Source organism: Devosia sp. XK-2, from assembly GCF_037113415.1.
Lineage (GTDB): Bacteria > Pseudomonadota > Alphaproteobacteria > Rhizobiales > Devosiaceae > Devosia.
In genome coordinates, this window is sequence record NZ_CP146608.1 from 3,040,101 (window position 1) to 3,060,282 (window position 20,182).

The window sequence follows — 20,182 nt, forward strand, 5'->3', positions numbered from 1 at the left end:
TGTGCTGGAAGAAAGGTGTTGCACCGACCCGTCCCGTTCAATCGAATTGCAGTATTGTCGGTTGAGAATATCTCACTTGACTGCCAAAGCCGCGGCCTCGGACCTTTCAAATTCCTTTTGAAACCATCGCAGGATCGACATATGCAATCCGGTCGACTGATCGGTGCGCCAAACCATGAACCAGCTTCCGTCACGTGCATGAAGCCCAAGCGGCGCGCGTAGCCGCCCGCTCGCCAGCGCATCCCAGACGGACGGGCCCGGCGCTAATGCAACGCCCATGCCGGCCTCCGCGGCCTCTATGGCAAAGAGCAGCCGCTCGAAGCGCAAGACGTCATCGTCCGGGACCGCGTGGCCGCTTTCCGCCGACCAGTTTCGCCACATCGCGGTCGGCCAGCTCGTGCCAAGTCTTCGCATCGACAGGACCGCGGTCGGGTCATCGGGCATATCCGCCGCGCGGACAACAGGCCCGAACGTCTCTGGCCCCAGGCGCTCACGGCTAAGGCCGGGCATGTCGTTGTCCTTGCCAACGACAATATGGATATCGATCGACCGATCCGAGGCCAGAAGGTCCTTGTTCCAGGAAATAAGATTGATCTCGGTACCTTTGATGCGGGCTTCCAGCGAGGGCAGCCGCGGGAGGAGCCAGCGCACCAGGAACGTACCGGGTGCGGCAATATTGATGGCACTGCGGCGGGCGGCACGCTTGAGATTATCGGCCGCCCGCACGATGGCCTGAAAGGAATCTCCCAGCGTCAACGAAAGTTTGGCGGCTTCCTCGGTCAGGATCAGCTTGCGATGTCCGCGGATGAACAGCTCGATATCCAGTACCGCCTCGAGCTGGCGCAATTGCTTGGAGACGGCGCCATCAGTCACCGACAACTCGGCGGCGGCATTGCGCACAGACCCAAGCCTGGCGACAGCCTCGAAGACGCGCAGGGCGCCTAGATGGTCCAAAATATCCGTCACCAGAACCCCCGCATTGCCGATCTAGGCTATGACAAGTCCACGCATGCGAAAAGCCATGGCCCAATAGCAGCAGCTCGGGACCGCGCATGGTGCCCAAATCATCCATCGGCATCGCGGGGATAGCGCCCCCTCGCCGACGGCGACGAGAAAACGCAATGTGGGCGTGGCGGCTAGATTTCGATGATTGCCTTGACCAATTGGCTGCGATCCTTGGCCCACAAAGGCAAATCGTCAACAGCGCCAGCCAATGTGGTGCGATGGGTGATCCAGTCACGCGAGCTGATATGGCCGGCCTTGATGGCGCCAATGACCTGCTTGAAATCGGGCGCCAGGGCATTGCGGCTGCCTATCAGCGTCATTTCCTTGCGATGGAAATCGGCGTCGACGAAAGTAATGTCGCCTTTCACCACGCTCACGAGGCAGTAGCGTCCGCCATGGGCGACATAGCCGAACCCGGTCTCAATCGACTCCCGGTTGCCAGTGGCATCGAAGACAACGTCGAAGGCCTCAGCGGCTTCGGGCGACTTTGCATCCATTTGCGCGGCCAGAACCGCCTTGCAACCCGGTATCAACTTCCGCGCCATGTCGAGTCGCGACTGATCACGGTCGATCAGGGTCACAGCTGCACCGGCCAGGGCCGCGAAACGCGCCACGCCCAGGCCAATGGGTCCCGCGCCCACCACCAGCACCTCGTCCTCGGCGTTGACGGCGGCGCGGCGCACGGCATGGGCTCCGATGGCAAGAAATTCCACCATGGCGCATTCATCGGCAGACAGTCCCTCGGACGGCACCAGATTGCGGGCCGGCAGGGTCAGTCTTTTCGTCATGCCCCCGTCCCGGTGCACGCCCAAAACCGCGATGCGGGTGCAGCAATTGGGCTTGCCCTTGCGGCAGGCCCGGCAGGTGCCGCAGGCGACATAAGGGTTGACCACATAGGTCTCACCAATCTCGATGCCGCTATCCGGAGGCGCCTCCAGCACCTTCACCGCCAATTCGTGGCCCATCACCCGCGGATAGCTGAGGAAAGGCTGATTGCCACCGTAGATGTGATAATCGGTGCCACAAATGCCGGAGCGGAGCGGCGCAACCAGGACCTCCCCCTCACTGGCGACGGGGATATCGCGATCCTCAAGGACCAACTGACCCGGATTGACAACGACAAGAGCGGCATTGGCAGTCATAAGCTTTGCTTTCGTTTCGCTCGCCTAAAAAGACACGGACACTTCTGCACCGGCGCGAACGTCAATGCGCTGGACCTGCTGTCCCCAGCGGATGTCAACGGACTGGTCGCGATTTGCCCGCACCCTTACCTGCTGCGGGCGTCCATCACGCCAATCCAGATCGATCTCCATCCCGCCACGCACCCGGACACCCTTGAGTGTGCCGCTGGTCCAGCCGGAGGGGACCGCGGGCAGGACATCTACCATACCAGACCGCGATTGTACCAGCATCTCGAGAATACCGGCCGCACCGCCGAAATTGCCGTCAATCTGGAACGGCGGATGGGCATCGAACAGGTTTGGGTAACTGCGTTTTGGGTGCAGCAGCAGCGCCAGCACATCGTGGGCATGGTCGCCGTCGCGAAGGCGCGCCCACAGATTGATGCGCCAGCCGATACCCCATCCGGTCGCGTTGTCGCCCCTGATTTCGAGGGATTTGCGCGCCGCCGCTGCCAGTTCCGGAGTGGACGTGTTGATCTGCAGGCTCGGATAAAGCCCATAAAGGTGGGAAACGTGCCTATGGTGGATTTCGGGGACGTCCATGTCCCAATCATCCTTCCATTCCTGCAACTGCCCGGCCTTGCCGATCTGGTCGGGCATGATCCGCGCCCGCGCTGCAGCCGCTTGCGCCACAAGCTCACCGCCGCTACCGAGCTGTTCGCATGCCGCAATATAGGCATCGAACAGATCGCGCAGGATCTGGTTGTCCATGGTGGGACCGGCGCATAGCGAAGCCCCGAAAGGATGCAGATTTTCGGGCGAAATCGAGGGGACCGTCACCAGATAATCCGTACCGGGCAGCGGCTGGAGGATATCAAGAATAAACCGGACGGCGCCTTCGAAAAGCGGCAGCAGGCGGCGAACCAGCGGTTCGGGACAGCCCGCAAAGACCGCGTGATCCCACAATTGCGCGCATAGCCAGGCGCCCCCGGTAGGCCACAGCCCCCATTCGGCGCCATCGACCGGGCCGGTGGCGCGCCAGATGTCGGTGTTATGATGCAGGACCCAGCCGCGGGCGCCATAATGGCGTTGGGCCATTTCCGCCCCGGTGACGGTCAGGTCCTCGACCATGCTGATCAAGGGCTCGAAGCATTCCCCAAGATTGGCCGGATCGGGCAACCAATAGTTCATTTCAAGATTGATATTGGACGTGAACTTGCTGCCCCAGGGCGGCCGGGTTTCCTTGTTCCAGATGCCCTGAAGATTGGCTGCCTGCCCGCCGGGCCGGCTGGAAGAGAGCATCAGATAGCGGCCATATTGCACATAAAGGGCCGCCAGAGCGGCGTCTCCGCCCTCGGAAAAGCGACGAATTCGCTCGTCGGTCGGCGCCTCGTCGCGGCCTTCGCCAAGGTCCAGATGCAAGCGGCCGAACGCATGCTGGTGTCGGGCGATGTGATCGGCCTTCAACTGGTCATAGCTCTTCTCAGAAATGGCCGCGCGCCGTCCGGCAAGCAACGCTTCGGGATCGCCTGAAACATCATTGAAGCGGCGGAAGGACGTTGCGATATCCACAAGGATGGTTGCGGCGTCGGCATCTTCGACCACGATCCGCCGCCCGCGTCGCGCAATCGTCCCGCCCTCGATCCTGACCTGAACGTCGATACCGAATGTCAGACGGCCTTCAATGCCTTGAAGGCCGGTATTGGTGCCGAAATAGCTCAGCCAGTTGCCATCGCCATCGCGCCAGTCCCCGGGTTGGGGACTGTCGAGCCACACTTCAAAGGTCAACGCGCCTTCGCGGCTGGCCTGTAGCCGTGAAACCAGCACGTCATCGGCAGCCGAAACAAAGCTTTCCCGCCGCACCCTGACAATATCGTTCCCTTGCTCCCAGCCAAGCAAACCATAGCTGCTGCTCGCAATGGCGGTGTTGAGGTCGAGACTGCGGCGGTAGGTGCCTGGTGCAGCCTCGGGACGCGACTCGATGAACAAATTGCCCGCCGGCTGGTAGGTCATCTGCGTGAGCGGCTGCGCCATCATCGTTTGATCGGCCAGGGCCTGCGCCTCCGCATAGCGTCCGGCGAAAATCAGCTCCCGAACCCGAGCGAGATGCGGCAGGGCCTGCTCGTTTGTGGGTTGATATGGCCCACCGGTCCACAAGGTGGCCTCGTTCAGTTGCAGCTCTTCGCGAGCAACACCACCAAAGACCATCGCACCCAGCCGGCCATTCCCCAGCGGCAATGCCTCGGTCCAGTCGCTGGCAGGCGACCGATACCACAACTCCAAATCACGCATGGAACTCAACCCTGATGCCGAATCCGCCGACCATCGGCGCCAAACTGATAGACCCGCCTGAGTGGGACGCTGATGTCGACCGTGTCGCCGGCCTTGATTCCCGCGCCGTCTCTGGCTTCGACCACCAGCGAATCCCCCTCGCCGGTCGCGCCGTAGAGGTAGCGTGTGCCCCCCAGATTCTCAACAACATCGACCTTGAGCACAAAGTTCAGTTCGCCGGCACCCAGTTGAAAATGTTCCGGTCGAACGCCAAGGACCACCGTGCTGTCGGTCGGACTGGCGATAAAATTCATGCGGGGCGATCCGATAAACCCGGCGACGAACTGATTGTCCGGATCCTCATAGAGCTCCTCGGGAGTGCCCGCCTGCTCGATCTTGCCATCACGCATAACCACGATCTTGTCGGCCAGGGTCATAGCCTCGGTTTGGTCATGCGTGACATAGATCATCGTGGAGCCGAGCTGATTGTGCAGCTTGGCGATCTCGACGCGCATGGAAACGCGCAGCTCGGCATCCAGGTTCGAGAGCGGTTCGTCGAACAGAAACACTTCGGGATCCCGCACGATGGCCCGACCGATAGCAACGCGCTGGCGCTGGCCGCCGGAAAGCTGAGCCGGCTTGCGCTTGAGCAATTGCTCGATCTGGAGCGTCTTGGCCGCGCGCGCCACGCGCTCGCTGATCTCCTGCTTGCCAAGCCCGGCCATGCGCAGAGAAAAGCCGATATTCTGCTCAACGCTCATATGCGGATAGAGCGCATAGTTCTGGAACACCATGGCGACACCGCGCTCTATCGGGTCGGCATCGTTCATGCGCGCATCATCGATTAGCAAGGTTCCGCGCGTAATCGGTTCGAGCCCCGCAATCATGCGCAACAAGGTCGACTTGCCGCAGCCGGAGGGGCCGACAAATACCGTGAAAGCGCCGTCGTCGATGGTCAGGTTCAGGTCGTTTATGACCTCCACCGCGCCGTAGGATTTGCTGACATTGTCAAGCCTAACGCTGGCCATGCTTGTGCTCCAAAACTAGAGGGCTGGGTTGCGGGCAGAGCCCCTTAGAATAATGTTGGCGTCGATGCGCAGCGTACGGCGGCCCGCCTGTTGGCTATTGCCCAGACGCTCCAGCAGGACCGAGGCAATGGCGTCGGCCAGTTTTTCGCTCGATTGCCCCACAGCGGTAATGCCCGCGGGATGGATCGACCAGGCCGGCACATCGTCGAAGCTGACAAGCGAGAGATCGCGCGGCACTTCAACGTCGTTTTCGCGCAACCACCGCAATGCCCCCATGGTCATATTGTAGTTGGCGCTGAAAACGGCAGTGGGCGGCTCGGGCAGGCTGAGCAGGTCGCGCATGGCCGCATAGCCCCCTTCTTCATTCCAGTAGCCCTCGCCGTAATAGTCCGGGCGCAAGGGCAGGTCATGGGCGCGCAGGGCGTCCTCATAGCCCTCGATACGCTCCTGACCGGCCGAATCCTCGCGCCGGCCCGCAATAATGGCGATGCGCTTGTGACCAAGTTCGGCCAGATGCCGGACCACCCGCTCGCTGGACTTGCGATTGGTCGTGAACACGCGATCGGCCGACAATCCTGGCACATCGTTGTCATAGAGCACGACCGTAAGGCCGTCCGCCACGTGGCGTTCAAGCGTTCGATCCGCTATAGCCAACCCATCCATGACAACGGCATCGACACGGTGGGAGGCGAAAAATTCCAGCCCCTCCTCGATCGAGCGTGCTTCCAGGTCGTGGCAATAGCTCACCACGGCCCGCCCGGTTGGCCTCAGGCGCCGGGTCAGCTGGTCGAGCAGGCCGGCATGGAACTCGCTGAGCGCGGGCACCATCATGCCAACGATATGCGTGGTCTGCCGTTTCATCGACACGGCCACCAGATTGCGACGATAACCAAGATCGTTGATGGCCTCTTCGATGACCGCGCGGTTCGAATTGCGGATCGGCAGGCCGTTGAGATAGCGCGATACCGTGCCAATGGCGACGCCGGCCACTTGGGCGACGTCGGTAATGGTTGCTTGCTTCTTGGTCGTCTCGGACACTGTGCCCTGCCCCTGATGTTAGGCCGATATTTGGCTGCGGCCGGCGCGCCTGGCGGCGCGACCGGCATTAGCCATAGTCAAAGACGATTGCTGCATGGATATGCAAGCGATCCAGCACGATACCGACACCACCGTCATCCAGCTCTGTTAGCGCCAGCGGCGCGCCGGACAGGGCCTCATAGGCGCGCCGCGGCCGCTGCGGCAAGGCAACTCTGGCCGTAACCGGGCCAATGGCCGGAACGTCCTCGATCATCTCCATTACGCGCGTACCCTCACGCTGCGGCACCGCTTTGCCGCGCACCTGCGGCGGACCATAGAGCAGATGCAGAACATAGCGGTTCTGTTCAGCCTGGTGTGTCAGGCTGGCTCGGCCGGAGGTTGGAAGGCTGGTCGTGAGAACCTGTCGTGGCATCAGTCGCCGCAGCATGCCGTGCACCAGCTCGCGGTAGAGCGGCTGCCCCATGCGGTGATAGATCGAGAAAATCGGGAAAGCGATATAGCCCACGCGACCATGAAGCGTTGCGGCCGGGCCGGTTACGGGCGCGTCCGGATTGTCCGGCGCGTGCTGGTGTGAGCAAAAATGCGCATAGTTTCTGTTGAAATAGGGCGGCACGATATCGGCCAGCACCTCTGCCCCATCGGTCTCAAGCCGCAATCCATTGCCATAGACGACAAAGGGGGTTTGGGGCAGCGTCTCGGCCAGTCCCGGACGTGCCCGGATATAGGTGGGATCGAACGCCGCCTCGCCGGCAATCCGTATACCAGCCGGCAAGCAGAGTTGCCCGTCTTCGCCCCGTCCCGAATTGCCCGATAGCAGCAGCGCCCCGCCCTGGCCCAAAAACTGATCGAGCCGCGATTTGAGCTCGGCGCCGACCGGAATGTCGTCGGGCAGGATAATGACCTTATAGGGCGAGAAGTCCGAAAGGCCGTCGACAACGTCGAAGGGCAGGTGCATTTCGAGCAGCATCTGCGCCGCACCGTCATCGGCGGCGACATTGTGGTCGCCCTCGGCATTGAAGAACTCGGACGACAGAATGGCGATGTCGGAAATCTGCCGAGCGCCTTCCAGGAACGGCTCCAGCTTGGCCACACGCCCATAGGCCGGCGCAATGGAGGCATAGGTATCGGGATTGATCGCCCCATTGGGATGCAATTGATCGCCGACCAGGCATTTCGACCCGAGCGCCACCATTTGGGCAGCCTCATAGTCGAGCGCATGCGGATGCTTGAAACCCCCGAACTCGCCCCATGACGTATGGAATTTGCCGGTATGGGCTACATAGTCAAAGCCCAGCGTTGCCGCATAGCGCGCCGAGCTTGGAAAATGATCATAGCCCCAGCCGCCGGTCGGCAGGCTTTCGAGTTCGAGGTGGCTATAGGGCGCAAAGCGCTTTCGGCCCTGCTTATGGATGTGGCCGCAATTGTAGAAGATGCGCAGCTCGGGAAATTCCGCGTTGAGCGCCGCGCTCATCTCGGTCCGGAACGTCTCGTTCACCCGCTCATCATTGATCAGGCGGTCCTTTGGATTTTCCGGATCAAGCCCATCGGCGGCCATGCTGTCCAGGCACGCCTGACAAACGCAGTCGGTCGCCAGGACGATATCGAAAAACAGGCCCGGCGGTTCGTAGGCGCGCACCACTTCGCGCGCCTGTCGCAATAGCTCATCCCGATAGGCTTTGTGATTAAGGCAAAGCGTATGCCAGCCCGCCTGCAGCTGATGCGGGTCGAGGCGGCTTGGAGCGCCCGATCGCACGCGCCATTCAGGATGGAGGCGCGCATTGCGCTCATCCCATTGGACCGAGATATAGATCGGGCTTTCGATATCGGCCGCCTTAAGCGCGGTAACCATGTCTCCCAGTAGATTGGGCCGGGCCAGATTGGGATGCGGCGCGCCGACATTGGTGGGGTAGTAGGACCAGCCGTGATGGCATTTGGCAAAGACGGTGACGCTATCCACCTGCGCCGATTTGAAAGTGGACACGAAGTCATTGGCGTCGAAAGCCGCCCCCACATCCGGAATATGCTCGGACGTGTGGAAATCGAGATGGATTTGCCGATAGCGAAGGGGCTTATTGGTTTCAGGCATGACTACTCCTTGGCGCCGGTCCGCGTCTCTGAACCGACGGCGAACTGGCGTTGAAAAATCAGGAAGACCAGGAGCGGCACGATGGTCGTGACAATCGCGGCCACCGAACGCAGATCCCAGTTGAGTTCATAGGTTCCCGCGACCCGTGTCAGGAGCACCGGCAGCGGCACATCGGTCCGCAGATAGAGCATGGGCAGCAACAGCGCGTTCCACGTCCACAAGAACTGCAGGATGGCCACCGCAAAGATGGGCGACAGGCTGTTGGGCAGGACAATATGCCAGAAAATGCGCAGCGGCCCGCAACCGTCTATTCTGCCCGCTTCCACCAATTCCTTGGGAAAATCCTCGAGGAAATTCTTCACCAGGAAAATCGACCAGGCAAAGCTCAGCCCCACATAGGGGATCAGCACCGATGCAAAATTGTCGAGCAGGCCCAGATCCCGCCAGAGCTGGAACAGCGGAATGATCACCACCTGCTGCGGCAACACAAAGGCGTTGATAATGATGATCAGCAAGAGGCGCCGGAACGGGAATTTGAGGAAATGAAATGCATAGGCGGCGGCCGGGGTCAGCAACATGGTCGCCAGCGTGGCGGTAAATGCCAGCTGCGCCGTGGTCACGAAGGCCCGCGCCAATGGATATTCATCCCAGACCCGGAACCAGGCATCGAGGGTGAAGCGCACTGTATCGAGCCGCCACCATCCCAGCGTGACATCCTGCGGCGGCCTGACCGAGGTCACTACGATACCCAGAATCGGAATAATCCAGATGAAGGCGATGACGCCCACGATCGCAATCGTCCAATGCGGTGTCTTCCCGATCATTTGGCACCTGCCGTACGCTGAATGATGGCGGGGATGGAAATGACCAGAACCGCAATGAGCAGGACCACCGTGGCGGCAGCGCCATAGCCGAGTTTGAACTGCGTCATGGATTCGCGGTACATGAAATAGCCGACCGTTTCGGTGGCCCGGACCGGCCCGCCACCGGTCATCACGAAAATGATGTCGAAGGCCCTGAGCGCGCCGAGCAGATTGATGAACACGGCCACGCGCACGCCGGGCATCGAGAGCGGCATCAAAATATGCCGCATGACGGCCAGTGGCTTGGCACCATCCATATAAGCGGCCTCGAGCACCGTGCGCGGAATGGACTGTACGGCGGCAAAACACAGCATGAGCGGCAGTCCGACCCCGCCCCAGGCCGCCGAGGCGACAATAGCCCATAGCGCCGTGTTCGGATCGCCGAGCCAGGGATGGGCGAAGCCGGGCAAGCCAAACAGCGAAATGAAGCTGTTAAGCAGGCCCGCCGCATCGGGCCGGAATATGCTGATCCACATATAGCCCACCACGGCCTCCGAGACGCCGAAGGCGGTAAAGATCATCAGCCGGAAAATCGTCGTTTGGCGCGGCGCGAAATTGCACAACATCGCCACGGCCCAGCCGATCGATACCGAAATGGCGGTCGTGGACAAGGTAAAGACCAGCGTGGTCACCAGCGTGTTGCGGAAGGCCGGATCGATAAACAGCCGCACATAATTGCCAAGACCGATAAAGACCGGCTTGCCCAATCCCTTGATGTCGAAAAAACTCAGCCGGATCGTATCGATCAACGGATAGATGACCGAGACGCCGAACAGGATCAGCACCGGAACCAGCAATATGGCGGCCGCGGTGACATCACCCAGACGCCGCCTGCCATGGGCGGGCAGCTTGCGCCGCCCGCCAGGCAGGGAGTGTCCCGCGCTTGACACCGTCGCCGCCGAAACGACGGGCGCGGCCATCAATAGACTTCCATTGCCTTGGCTTCGATCGCTGCGGTAACCGCGTCGATCGTCTCCTCGGAAGGATCCTGCAAAAACCGCTGCAATTGCACCCGGTATTCATCGACCAGGTCGCCCGGCAGCAGGTCGCCCAGAACGAACTGGACATTGGAGTCCGCAACGGCGGCCGTCGCTACCTGCTGGACCGGCCCAAGCAGGCTTGTATCGGCATTGTTGCTGGGCGATGCATAGCCATATTCGGCCAGGATCTCGGTCGCTTCCGGGCTAAGCAGATAGTCCATAAAGGCCACCGCCGCATCCGGATTAGCGCTATTTGCGGTCAGTACCACTTCCTTGGCGTCCACGCTTGCCGTGTCGTCATGCCCCATTCCAAGCGCGGGGAACTGGAAGAGCGAGTAATCGACACCTTCCTCAAGGCCATATTCATTGATGGCCCGACCATTCATCCACATGCCGATAAGCAGAAAATTTGCATTGTCGGCGGTGAAAATCTGATCGGCCGCATAGTCCCAATCGCCCGCAAACATCTGCTCGGGCGTGCCGCAGCACCCCGCATTGAGCATTTCGGCATATTTACGCAGCGTCTGCTTGACCACCTCGTCGGTCCAGGGGATCTCGCGCGAGGCGAGCTTGCTGGCCGCCTCGACGCCGCCAACCCGCAAGAGAAGGTTTTCGAACCACTCGCCATGCGCCCAATATTTGGCCGGCATGGCCACCGGCGTGGCATAGCCCGCGCCCTTGAGCGTCTCGATGGCGCCCAGGAATTCCTCCCAGGTCTGGGGAGGCTCGACCCCCGCTTCCTCGAGGTGACTGGTCTTGTACCAGATGCCGGACCGGTCGCCGAACGTATAGGTGACGCCGTAGGTCACCCCGTCTGTCTGGCTCAGAGCCTTCCAGGAAGCGCCCAGATCCTCATCCCAATTCTGCGCCGTCCAAATGTCATCAATCGGCGTGATGATACCGGCATCGGCCAGTTCAGCGCGAAAGGCAGGCCAGGTATTGATGATCAGATCGACCCGCTCACCACCCAGAAGTGCCGTCCGCATCGGGCCGCGCGCATCACCCTGAACGGTCAGTCCGACTTCCCGGATGCTCACGCCAGGATTGCGTTCGGTAAAATCCTCCTCGAGACGCGTCCACATCGCCCCTTCGCTGCCGCCCAGCCATTGCAGGATAACCAGCTCTCCGCTGACATCCTGCGCCAGGGCAGAGCCGCCCACACTCATGAGCGCCGACAACGCAACGCCGGACAAAAATGCACGGCGCCCAACGGCGCCCGACAATTTGATCATGATGTTCTCCTCCTCCGCCTGACCCGGCTCATCGTGACCGGATTATCAAGCTAGATGACAACGTTATCATCTTAGTTGCAGATGGCAAGAGCCCGTCGACAAATCGCTGACGCCCAGGGAGCAAACGAACGCCGCCCGGTAGAAGGGTCATAACCAGACCATTGAAATACAACGAAATTTCAGCGCCTTAACGCCGCATTTCAATTAGCCGGCAAGCCATCGGCGCAGGTGGCGAACAACATCAAATCAGGGGCGCGCAACGCCCTGCGCCAAAAGACACCCCCATCCCAGGACAGGCGGCACCGCCCTATCCAATGACGCTGCGGATCGTTTCAATCGGCAATTCATGGAAGGTTTGCGTGTAATAGGCGGCGAAGCGCCCCAGGTGATAGAAGCCATTTTCCATGGCGATCTCCGCGACACCTCGCCGGGCGTCTTCCGGGTTCAGCATGGCGCGGCGCGCCCCGTCCAACCGGATATGGCGCAGCCAGATACGCGGACTCACGCCCACAGCCTGCACGAAGGCGCTTCTCACCACATGCTCCGGCAAGTCCATGGAGCGAACCAGCGCCGCAACGCTCAATTCCGAATGAGGCATTGCATCGACATGGCGCCGCGCCCGCCGGACAACCGATTGCGCATAGGTCTCCGTCAACTGCTTGTGCTCCATGCCCGAAAGGAACGCGCAAAGATCGGAGACCCTGTCGACGATATAGCCCGGCAGCACCTTGCCGAGTTCGCGAGGTGACCGCCTCAGCCCCTCGGGCGCCGTGGCCAGCACCGACGAAATCCATGCACTGAGCTCATGTGCGCCGGGATAAGCCTCAATGCTGCATAGAGGTCCTGTACGCCGCAGGTCGAGCCCGGGAAGGTCAGCAGCCTCCAGTGTCACGTAATAGCCTTGCGTTTGCGACGCTGTGACCACACTGATCTCGTGCCCGCCGGCATGCAGGAAACCGGGCGCCTCCCGCGGCGCACCATTGATCCGACTTTGATCCGAAGCTGGTAAGATCAACACCACCTTGCCGACCGGCGGAGAAGTGGTTTCGGCAACGCTGACATTGAGCCGCTCTTCGCTGACACTGACCCGGCCAAAATCGAGCTGCGTCACACTCCCGTCAAAGCGCCCACTGCCCATCTGCGTATAGCGCTGACGCCAGTCCTTGAGCCCACGCTCCTGCTCGGACGCATCAGCAAATGTGGCAATTGAAAAGCTCGGTTGCACGAGGGAGGCACTCCGCCAGTGCCCGAGTCCTACCCTTCGAACAAAAAGAGAGCAACGCAAAAATGTGCTCATAATATGTGCATATTCTTTTTCGATATCGGATTTCGCTGCATCGATTGGGCTGTTGTTCTGCCGTCTCCGCGAAGAAGGAGATAACGATGGTCAAAAAAATCTCGGTCCTGACATGCACGGCCGTGCTGGCCGCGCTTGCCGCCCCGGCCGGCATATGGGCCCAGGACGACACTTTTGTTCCCGAGACGCTCTCGGCCAAGGAGCGCGTTGATCCGGGCCCGAAAGTTTTTGTCAACGTACAGAACTGGGGTGGCGGGCCGAGTCTGGTCCGCTTCTATTCGGCCGACGATCTTTCGCTTGTCGGAACCGTCAATGGCGGCGCCCAGAGCCATTTCGCGCTCTCCCGGGATGGCAAGACGGTCTATATGGTTTCGGGCTTCTATAGCCGCCTGAGCTCAGGCACGGGCGAGCATGTGCTGCAGGTCTTCGACGTCGATACGGCGACCCTGACCAAGGAAATCCAGCTTCCCGTCAAGGTAACCCAATATACGGACGATGCGGCCCTGATGCAGCTCAGCGCCGACGAGAAATATGCCTATATCCAGAATGCCACTCCGGCCACTTCGGTCACTGTAGTTGATCTGGAGAAAGGCGAAGTGGTTCAGGAAGTGCCCTCGCCCGGATGCTTCGGTATCTACCCGACCCTGGAAGGCCACGCCTATTCCACCATATGCGGAGACGGCACCTTCAATACCATGACGCTGAGTGCCGACGGCACGAGCTTCGAGTCGGAAAAGAGCGAGGTCATCTTCGACCCTCAGGACGACCCCATCTACCTGTCCTTCGATCGGGCCGGCAGCGATCTGCTCTTTATTTCCTATAAAGGCGTCGTTCATCGCCTCTCTGACGGTGACGGTGTGATCACCCAAGTTTCGACCGCTCCGATTGCCGATGGCATTGAGGGCGATTGGGGCACGTCAGGCTATACCGTTGTCAGCTACAACGAACCCAATGGCATCCTCTTCGTGCCTATGGCATCGGGCCGCCATGACGGCTCGCACTACCACGGCGCCGAAGAAATCTGGGCCTATGACCTGGAGAATAGCAAGCTTCTCTACCGCTCGCCGGTGGACAGCCTCAACGCGCTCATCACCACCGACGACGCCGTCCCAACCCTATTTGGCCTCAGCCTGCAGACGGGTCTGGTGACCAAATATGAGGTGGATCCAGAAGCCAAATTCGTTGCCAAAAAGGTAGCCGAACACGATGCGGGCGGCTTCGCCACAACCCTGGTCGCCAAGCCATGATCGAGGTGAACCCTGCCTCCCTTGTCGCCGCAGCGCTCACGGTTTTCATCAGCCTGATCTTCGCCCGGGCGGCCTGGCACAAAATGGGCGAGTTCACCGAGTTCACCGGCTTCGTCGCCGATTATCGGCTCCTGCCCGAACCACTTGTGATCCCGGTCTCCTATGGCATCGTCGCGGCAGAGGTCGTGGCCGTGGCGCTGCAATTTATCCCCGCTGGCCGGCCATTTGGCCTGGCCATCGCGGTCGCAATGCTGCTGCTCTATGGGTACTCCATGGCCGTCAATATCCGTCGGGGTCGCATCACCATCGAATGCGGCTGTGGCGGTGCCGCGCAACCCCTCTCCTGGGCACTGGTCGCCCGCAACGGTCTCCTCGCCGCCTTCGGTCTTCTCGCCACGGCCCTGCCTATGGGATCGCTTGGGCCGGCCGATGCCGTGGCGGCTATCGTCTCGGGCTTTGCGCTCTGGGTGGCCTACCTCCTCATCGAACAGATCCTGTCCAATGCGTCCCTCGCCCGGCTCACCCGCTGACGCCGTTTCGGAGTTTTTTTCCATGACACTTGTCTATTTTGCCCTCACCATCCTCTTTGCCCTGGTCATCGCGCTGACCGTCGGCCTCCTCGCCCTGGGACGCCAGGTCGGCGTTCTCTTCGAGCGCGTCTCACCCATGGGCGCCCTGGTCAACGACTCTGGTCCCGAAGTCGGTCAGCAGACGCCGCTGTTCAGCCTGCCCAGCCTCACCGGCGGCACCGTCAATCTCGGCCCCAAGCCAGGCAAGGCCACGCTGGTTTTCTTCCTCTCGCCCACATGTCCGGTCTGCAAGAAGCTGCTGCCCGTCATCGACTCGGTACGCAAGGCAGAGTCGCACTGGCTCGACGTGGTTTTGGCCAGCGACGGACAGAAGGCCCAGCACGAGCGCTTCATCGAAACGGCTAAGCTCGGCGATTACCCCTATGTCGTCTCGACCGAACTGGGTCTGGCCTATCGCGTCGCCCGCCTGCCCTACGCGGTGCTCTTCGACCAGCACGGGACCATCCGCGCCAAGGGCCTGATCAATAGCCGCGAGCAATTCGACAGCCTCTTCAATGCCTATGACATGAAGGTTGCCTCGATCCAATCCTACATCGACCAGCAGCCGGCGGTTCAGCACTAGCCCCCGCACAGCCCAAATCAAGGAGAGCCGTCATGGCTAAAATGATCGACAGATTGCTCGGCTGGATGGATGACGCCGCCGAGAACCGCACCCGCAACATTGCCCATCGCGCCGGTCGCCGCAGTTTCCTGCAAAAAGCCGGCTGGGCCCTGGTGGGTGGCACTATCCTGCCCATGCTGCCCTATGACAATTCCAACGGCCTCGCTTATGCCCGCGGCTTGGGCGAACCCGATGAATTGCCCGAGGATTGCGAATACTGGCGCTATTGTTCCCTGCATGGCTCGCTCTGTAGCCAGTGCGGCGGTTCCGTAACCCAGTGCCCTCCAGGCACCCAACCGTCCAAGGTCGCCTGGGTCGGCACGTGTCGCAATCCCAATGACGACAAGGACTATCTCGTCTCCTACAACGACTGCTGCGGCAAGGGCGGCGGATGTGGCGAAGGCTGCTCGCGCCAGGAAGGGGATCGCCCGGGCTATCTCATGGGCCTGGCCAGCGAATCGAGCTGGTGCCAGGCCAATGACAACAAAGGCATCCACTGCACCGTCGCGATCGTGGTGGGATTGGCCGAATGAAATTTGGGACCATCCCGACCCTCCTGCTGGCGCTCCTGGGAGCGCCAGCCATGGCAGATGATACCGGACAGGCCTTGTTCATCGACAATTGCAGCGGCTGCCATCAATTGGGTGGCGTCGGCCAGCCCGGCCTTGCGCCACCGCTGATCGACGGACCGCTTTGGGAAAATCTGGGCCCCCGCAGTCCCGATTATCTGGCTGGGGTTCTGGTGGGCGGCCTGACGGGCACCATCTCTGCCGGCGGGCAGACTTTTATCGGCCTCGCCATGCCGCCGCAGGACTGGATGACCGATGCCGAGATGCAGGCGGTGGCCGATTACGTGCTCAACGAGCTCAACGGCCTGGACGCCGATCTCACCCTCGATACCTTTGCCGCGGCGCGTGCCGCCCCGCTTTCCCACGCCGAACTTCGCGCCCAGCGCAAGGAAGCTTCCCCATGATTCTTCGTTTCATCGGCACGCTCGCTATCGCCAGTCTGTTTGCCGCGCCGGCCGTAGCGGCCGAACGCCCCGCTGCCGTCAACTATGTCCTGCGCTGCGTCGGCTGCCATCTCCCCGATGGAACCGGCCTACCCAGCGCAGGCATTCCCGATTTTGTCGGCAAGGTCGGGGTATTCGGTGGCGAGGAGGACACGCGGCGATATTTGCTCCATGTGCCCGGCGTGATCAATTCCGGGTTGACCGACAAGGAAACCGCGGACCTCCTGAACTACATTATGGACAATTTCGCCGGCGCCTCTCGCCCCGATCCATGGATGCCTTTCACCGCCGAAGAGGTCGCCCGCCTCAGATCGCAGAACGTAGGCAATGTCGTGTCCTATCGCCGCAAACTTGCCGCTGCTCTGGAGGCTCAAGGTTACGTCGTGGCCGACTATCCCTGGCCCTGAATGAGCTGGCACAGCCCATTGAGCGAGAACACCTCGCCATGCCGCCGGCGATCAGGACGGATGGGCAATGCCCATGCGCTGCCGCCAAGCGCCCCAGAGCCCATTGGGGAGATAGAGCGCAAATCCCACCGCGATGACCCCAAGGCCACTAAGATACCACACGCCCAGATCGCCGAAAATTTCCTGCAACAGGAAAAAAATCACTGCGCCAATGATAGGGCCTTCAAAGGTCTTAAGTCCGCCCACCAGCACCATGAACAGCATGAAGACCGTCCACTGCACCCCGAAATTGGTGCGCGGCAGGAAGGTGATGGCACTGGCCAGCCAGATCGTTCCGGCCAGCGCGCAGCCGAAGGCGGCCAGCACGAAGATGATCTGCTTGATCCGCATGACCTCGATGCCGATAGAGGCAGCGGCCTGCTCATCGTCGCGGATGGCCTGCGCGGCCACGCCGATGCGGCTGCGCAATAGCCACCAGGTGGCCCCGAGCACCAGGGCCATACTGCCCAATCCCAGCCAATAGGTGAAATTGCGCCTGAGGTCGGGATCGAGGGCATTGAGCGCCAGCAGGGACGTGCCGGTTTCCCCCTGCACCAGCGGGTCGAACATCACCACGATGCGCAGCACCTCGGCGATAACCCAGGTGCCGATGGCAAATTCGCCGCCCTTGAGACGCAAGGCAAAAGTGGAGATGGGGACAGCAACAAGGCCCGCCCCCAAGGCCCCCATGAACAGCGCCAGATAGGGCGTGACCCCGGCATCCACCAGCCTTAGCGCCAGATAGCCGCCTATGCCGAAGAAGGCCTGCTGGCCGACCGAAACCAGCCCCGCATAGCCGGCCAACAGGTTCCACATGACGGCCAGGAGTACATAGATGAACAAGGTCGTGAGCTTGTCGATCACAATGCCGCTGGCCAGGCCCGGAAGCAGGGCCAACACCAATAGAACAACTGCGGCGGCCCCCACCGTCAGGCGGCCCGAACGGGTCCGGCGCTCGAAAGCATCAGTGGTCATGACCGGCCCTCACTGGTTGCAGGTTTCAATGGCGACGCAGGCATCTTCAATAGGCTCCGCCAGCCACCAAGATTGCGGCTATGCGCGAGATAGAGCCGGGCACCCAGAACGCCCAGGAACACCAGATGCCCGGCGAGCTGGAAGCCCTGGGCGGAAATGGTCGCTCCAAAGCTTTGTGCAACGCCCAGAACAATACCGCCTACCAAAGTGCCCCAAAGCGAGCCGATGCCGCCGATGACCACGGCCTCGAAGGCAAAGATCAATTGCGCCGGGCCGGCATAGGGATTGATCTGGGCACGCATGGCCAGAAAGGCTCCCGCAAGACCGGCCAGGGCCACGGCTATGGCTGCGGCCATACGGTGCACGGCGCGCGCATCGATACCGCAAAGCTCGGCCGCTTCGGGATCGCTGGCGGTCGCCCGGATGGCCCGCCCCAGCCTGGTGAAGCTCAACACGAGCTGCAATGTCCCCAGAACCCCCACTGCGACGAGGAAGGTGATGACCGGCAATTGGCCCACGCTGATGCCGAACGGTAGCTGCCAGCTCGCCCAGGACAGGCTGCCGATATGATTGCCCAGCGATTTCGTATCCGAGCCGAACAGCCCGAACATGCCGTTCTGCAGCACGGCGCCGAGCCCGAAAGTGGTGAGCAAGGGCAGTAGGAAACCGCCCCGGATCGTGCGCGCAAAAAGTGTCGCCTGCAGCACCCAGCCCAGCGCCGCCATAACCGGGATGACCGCAGCAACGGCCCACCATACAGGCAGTCCGAGCACTTCAACGGCAAACAGCACCAGATAGGCGCCAAAAATGGCCAGGTCGCCATGGGCCAGGTTGATGAAGCGGATGACGCCGAACATCAGCGATAATCCGGCAGCGAGGATGGCGTAATATCCGCCGAGCAATACGCCCTGAATCAATGCGTCAAGCATGGATGGTCTCTTTCTGGGTGAGCCCGAAATAGGCCTGGGTAACGGCCTGTTTGCCTAGAGCCCCAGGCACCCCCTCGAGCGCGACGCGGCCCTCGAGCATACAGATGACGCGGTCGGCAAAGGCCATGGCCCGGTCGAGATCCTGTTCCACCACGATCATTGCCGTATCGCCCTTGGCCTTGAGCCCGGCCAATTGTTCGTAGAGCCCTTCAATGGCGACTGGCGAAAGGCCCAATGAGACCTCATCGAGCAGCAGTACGCGCGGATTGCTCATCAGTGCCCGGCCGATGGCGACCGCTTGCCGCTGCCCGCCGGAAAGCCCCCCGGCCGGCACATGGAGCAGGGACTTGAGGAAAGGCAGCGCATCCACCACGCCATCGAGCGTCCAACTGCCCCGGCGCCCGTTTTCTCCCGCTACCAGGAGATTGTCCTTCACTGTCATGTCCGCGAACAGGCGGCGCCCCTCGGGCACCATTGCAATGCCGCCGGCGACCCGCCGGGACGGGGCGTGCTCGGTCACGTCCAGCCCCTCGAGCATAATCCTGCCCGCCTCCGCCCGGTGAACTCCGGCGATCGTCCGGAACAATGTGGTTTTGCCAGCGCCATTGGCCCCGATGACCCCGAGTACTTGACCGGCAGCAAGGTCGAAAGACACCTCCCTCACTGCAGTCAGCAATCCATGCCCGGCCACGAGCCGCTCCACGGTCAGCACGCTCATGCCCCGCCTCCCCCAAGATAGGCCCGCCGCACTTCCGCATCGGCCATCACGGCATCCGGATGTCCTTCGGCAATGACCTCGCCCGCGCTCATGCAGACCAGGCGATCGATCACCCGGACAAGCGCATGCAGAATGTGCTCGATCCACACGATGGTGACGCCATCGGCCCTGAGCTGGCCGACCAGGGCCACCAGCACATTGAGCTCGGCTTCGGTCAGTCCGCCGCCAATCTCGTCAAGCAGGATGACGCGAGGCCCGGTTGCCAGCGCTCGGGCCAGTTCCAGGCGCTTGCGATCCAGCAATCCCAAGGCTGCGGCCGGCCGATTGGCGTGGTGCAGCAAGGCGCATCGCTCCAGCGCCTCGGCGACCCTGTCTTCGGCGGCACGCCCGGAAAGGCCAGCCCCGAATTGCGCGGCCACCAGGGCGTTTTGATAAACAGAAAGCCCCAGAAAGGGCCTGGGCACTTGATGCGTGCGGGCGATACCCGACCGACACCTAGCCGCAGCACCCGTGCCGGTCAGCTCGGCACCGGCAAACCGGACGGTGCCGGCCGACGCGCGGAGCGCGCCGGCCAGAACACCGAACAATGTGGTTTTGCCGGCGCCATTTGGACCGACAATGCCCACCGCCTCGCCTGGGGCCACCACAAGATCGACCGACTTCAGCACCTTGAAGGCGCCGAAGCTTTTGTCGATGCCCGAGCAGGCGAGCATGGGCTGGGCAGTCGTCGGATCAGCGCCCAT

Annotated in this window: 20 protein-coding genes; 6 read left to right on the forward strand and 14 right to left on the reverse strand. The window is 61.6% G+C overall.

Features of this window, described 5'->3' with window-relative positions; translation table 11 throughout:
- Positions 1-72: 72 nt before the first annotated feature.
- The 10 genes from V8Z65_RS14970 to V8Z65_RS15015 all read right to left on the reverse strand — a co-directional run bounded on the left by V8Z65_RS14970 (position 73) and on the right by V8Z65_RS15015 (position 12,849).
- Positions 73-966, reverse strand: a complete 894-nt coding sequence (locus tag V8Z65_RS14970; RefSeq protein WP_338720954.1) for a LysR substrate-binding domain-containing protein — start codon at positions 964-966, stop codon at positions 73-75.
- A 170-nt stretch (positions 967-1,136) separates the two neighbouring features.
- The gene (locus V8Z65_RS14975) at positions 1,137-2,147 is read right to left on the reverse strand and encodes a zinc-binding alcohol dehydrogenase family protein (protein ID WP_338720955.1); all 1,011 of its coding nucleotides are present in this window, start codon (positions 2,145-2,147) and stop codon (positions 1,137-1,139) included.
- A gap of 24 nt (positions 2,148-2,171) precedes the next feature.
- A complete protein-coding gene (locus V8Z65_RS14980; RefSeq protein WP_338720956.1) occupies positions 2,172-4,418 on the reverse strand; it encodes a glycoside hydrolase family 95 protein in 2,247 nt (748 codons plus the stop codon).
- Between the two features lie 5 nt (positions 4,419-4,423).
- Entirely contained in the window at positions 4,424-5,425 is a 1,002-nt protein-coding gene (locus V8Z65_RS14985; protein WP_338720957.1) for an ABC transporter ATP-binding protein, read from the reverse strand.
- Positions 5,426-5,440: 15 nt separating this feature from the next.
- Positions 5,441-6,463, reverse strand: coding sequence for a LacI family DNA-binding transcriptional regulator (locus tag V8Z65_RS14990; protein WP_338720958.1), 1,023 nt, complete (start codon positions 6,461-6,463; stop codon positions 5,441-5,443).
- Positions 6,464-6,530: 67 nt separating this feature from the next.
- Complete coding sequence (locus V8Z65_RS14995) at positions 6,531-8,549, reverse strand: alpha-L-fucosidase (protein WP_338720959.1); 2,019 nt, start codon at positions 8,547-8,549, stop codon at positions 6,531-6,533.
- Between the two features lie 2 nt (positions 8,550-8,551).
- Positions 8,552-9,373 carry a carbohydrate ABC transporter permease gene (locus tag V8Z65_RS15000; RefSeq protein WP_338720960.1) on the reverse strand — a complete coding sequence of 274 codons (822 nt, stop codon included), beginning with the start codon at positions 9,371-9,373 and terminating at the stop codon, positions 8,552-8,554.
- Positions 9,370-10,332 (reverse strand): sugar ABC transporter permease, encoded by a 963-nt coding sequence (locus tag V8Z65_RS15005; RefSeq protein WP_338720961.1) that lies wholly within the window; start codon positions 10,330-10,332, stop codon positions 9,370-9,372. The genes V8Z65_RS15000 and V8Z65_RS15005 overlap by 4 nt, the downstream gene beginning before the upstream one ends.
- Positions 10,332-11,624, reverse strand: coding sequence for an extracellular solute-binding protein (locus V8Z65_RS15010; protein WP_338720962.1), 1,293 nt, complete (start codon positions 11,622-11,624; stop codon positions 10,332-10,334). The genes V8Z65_RS15005 and V8Z65_RS15010 overlap by 1 nt, the downstream gene beginning before the upstream one ends.
- Positions 11,625-11,931: 307 nt before the next feature.
- On the reverse strand, positions 11,932-12,849 hold the full coding sequence (locus V8Z65_RS15015; protein WP_338720963.1) for a helix-turn-helix domain-containing protein: 918 nt from the start codon (positions 12,847-12,849) through the stop codon (positions 11,932-11,934).
- Positions 12,850-13,007: 158 nt separating this feature from the next.
- Here V8Z65_RS15015 and V8Z65_RS15020 point away from each other — a divergent pair, with 158 nt between their 5' ends.
- Genes V8Z65_RS15020 through V8Z65_RS15045 form a run of 6 tightly spaced genes read left to right on the forward strand, consistent with a single transcriptional unit; the run spans position 13,008 to position 16,778 of the window.
- A complete protein-coding gene (locus V8Z65_RS15020; protein ID WP_338720964.1) occupies positions 13,008-14,168 on the forward strand; it encodes an amine dehydrogenase large subunit in 1,161 nt (386 codons plus the stop codon).
- Entirely contained in the window at positions 14,165-14,698 is a 534-nt protein-coding gene (locus tag V8Z65_RS15025) for a MauE/DoxX family redox-associated membrane protein (protein WP_338720965.1), read from the forward strand. The genes V8Z65_RS15020 and V8Z65_RS15025 overlap by 4 nt, the downstream gene beginning before the upstream one ends.
- Positions 14,699-14,720: 22 nt before the next feature.
- A complete protein-coding gene (gene mauD, locus V8Z65_RS15030) occupies positions 14,721-15,320 on the forward strand; it encodes a methylamine dehydrogenase accessory protein MauD (RefSeq protein ID WP_338720966.1) in 600 nt (199 codons plus the stop codon).
- A 32-nt stretch (positions 15,321-15,352) separates the two neighbouring features.
- The gene (locus V8Z65_RS15035) at positions 15,353-15,892 is read left to right on the forward strand and encodes a methylamine dehydrogenase light chain (protein ID WP_338720967.1); all 540 of its coding nucleotides are present in this window, start codon (positions 15,353-15,355) and stop codon (positions 15,890-15,892) included.
- 50 nt (positions 15,893-15,942) lie between these two features.
- The gene (locus tag V8Z65_RS15040) at positions 15,943-16,332 is read left to right on the forward strand and encodes a cytochrome c (RefSeq protein WP_338720968.1); all 390 of its coding nucleotides are present in this window, start codon (positions 15,943-15,945) and stop codon (positions 16,330-16,332) included.
- Positions 16,329-16,778 carry a hypothetical protein gene (locus V8Z65_RS15045; protein ID WP_338720969.1) on the forward strand — a complete coding sequence of 150 codons (450 nt, stop codon included), beginning with the start codon at positions 16,329-16,331 and terminating at the stop codon, positions 16,776-16,778. Before V8Z65_RS15040 ends, V8Z65_RS15045 begins: the two co-directional genes overlap by 4 nt.
- A gap of 51 nt (positions 16,779-16,829) precedes the next feature.
- Here V8Z65_RS15045 and V8Z65_RS15050 read toward each other — a convergent pair whose 3' ends face one another.
- The 4 genes from V8Z65_RS15050 to V8Z65_RS15065 are packed head-to-tail and all read right to left on the reverse strand — an operon-like array spanning position 16,830 to position 20,182.
- Positions 16,830-17,792 (reverse strand): branched-chain amino acid ABC transporter permease, encoded by a 963-nt coding sequence (locus tag V8Z65_RS15050; RefSeq protein WP_338720970.1) that lies wholly within the window; start codon positions 17,790-17,792, stop codon positions 16,830-16,832.
- Positions 17,789-18,721, reverse strand: coding sequence for a branched-chain amino acid ABC transporter permease (locus V8Z65_RS15055; RefSeq protein ID WP_338720971.1), 933 nt, complete (start codon positions 18,719-18,721; stop codon positions 17,789-17,791). The genes V8Z65_RS15050 and V8Z65_RS15055 overlap by 4 nt, the downstream gene beginning before the upstream one ends.
- Positions 18,714-19,439: an ABC transporter ATP-binding protein gene (locus tag V8Z65_RS15060; protein ID WP_338720972.1), complete on the reverse strand. Its 726-nt coding sequence runs from the start codon at positions 19,437-19,439 to the stop codon at positions 18,714-18,716. Before V8Z65_RS15060 ends, V8Z65_RS15055 begins: the two co-directional genes overlap by 8 nt.
- Entirely contained in the window at positions 19,436-20,182 is a 747-nt protein-coding gene (locus tag V8Z65_RS15065) for an ABC transporter ATP-binding protein (RefSeq protein ID WP_338720973.1), read from the reverse strand. The genes V8Z65_RS15060 and V8Z65_RS15065 overlap by 4 nt, the downstream gene beginning before the upstream one ends.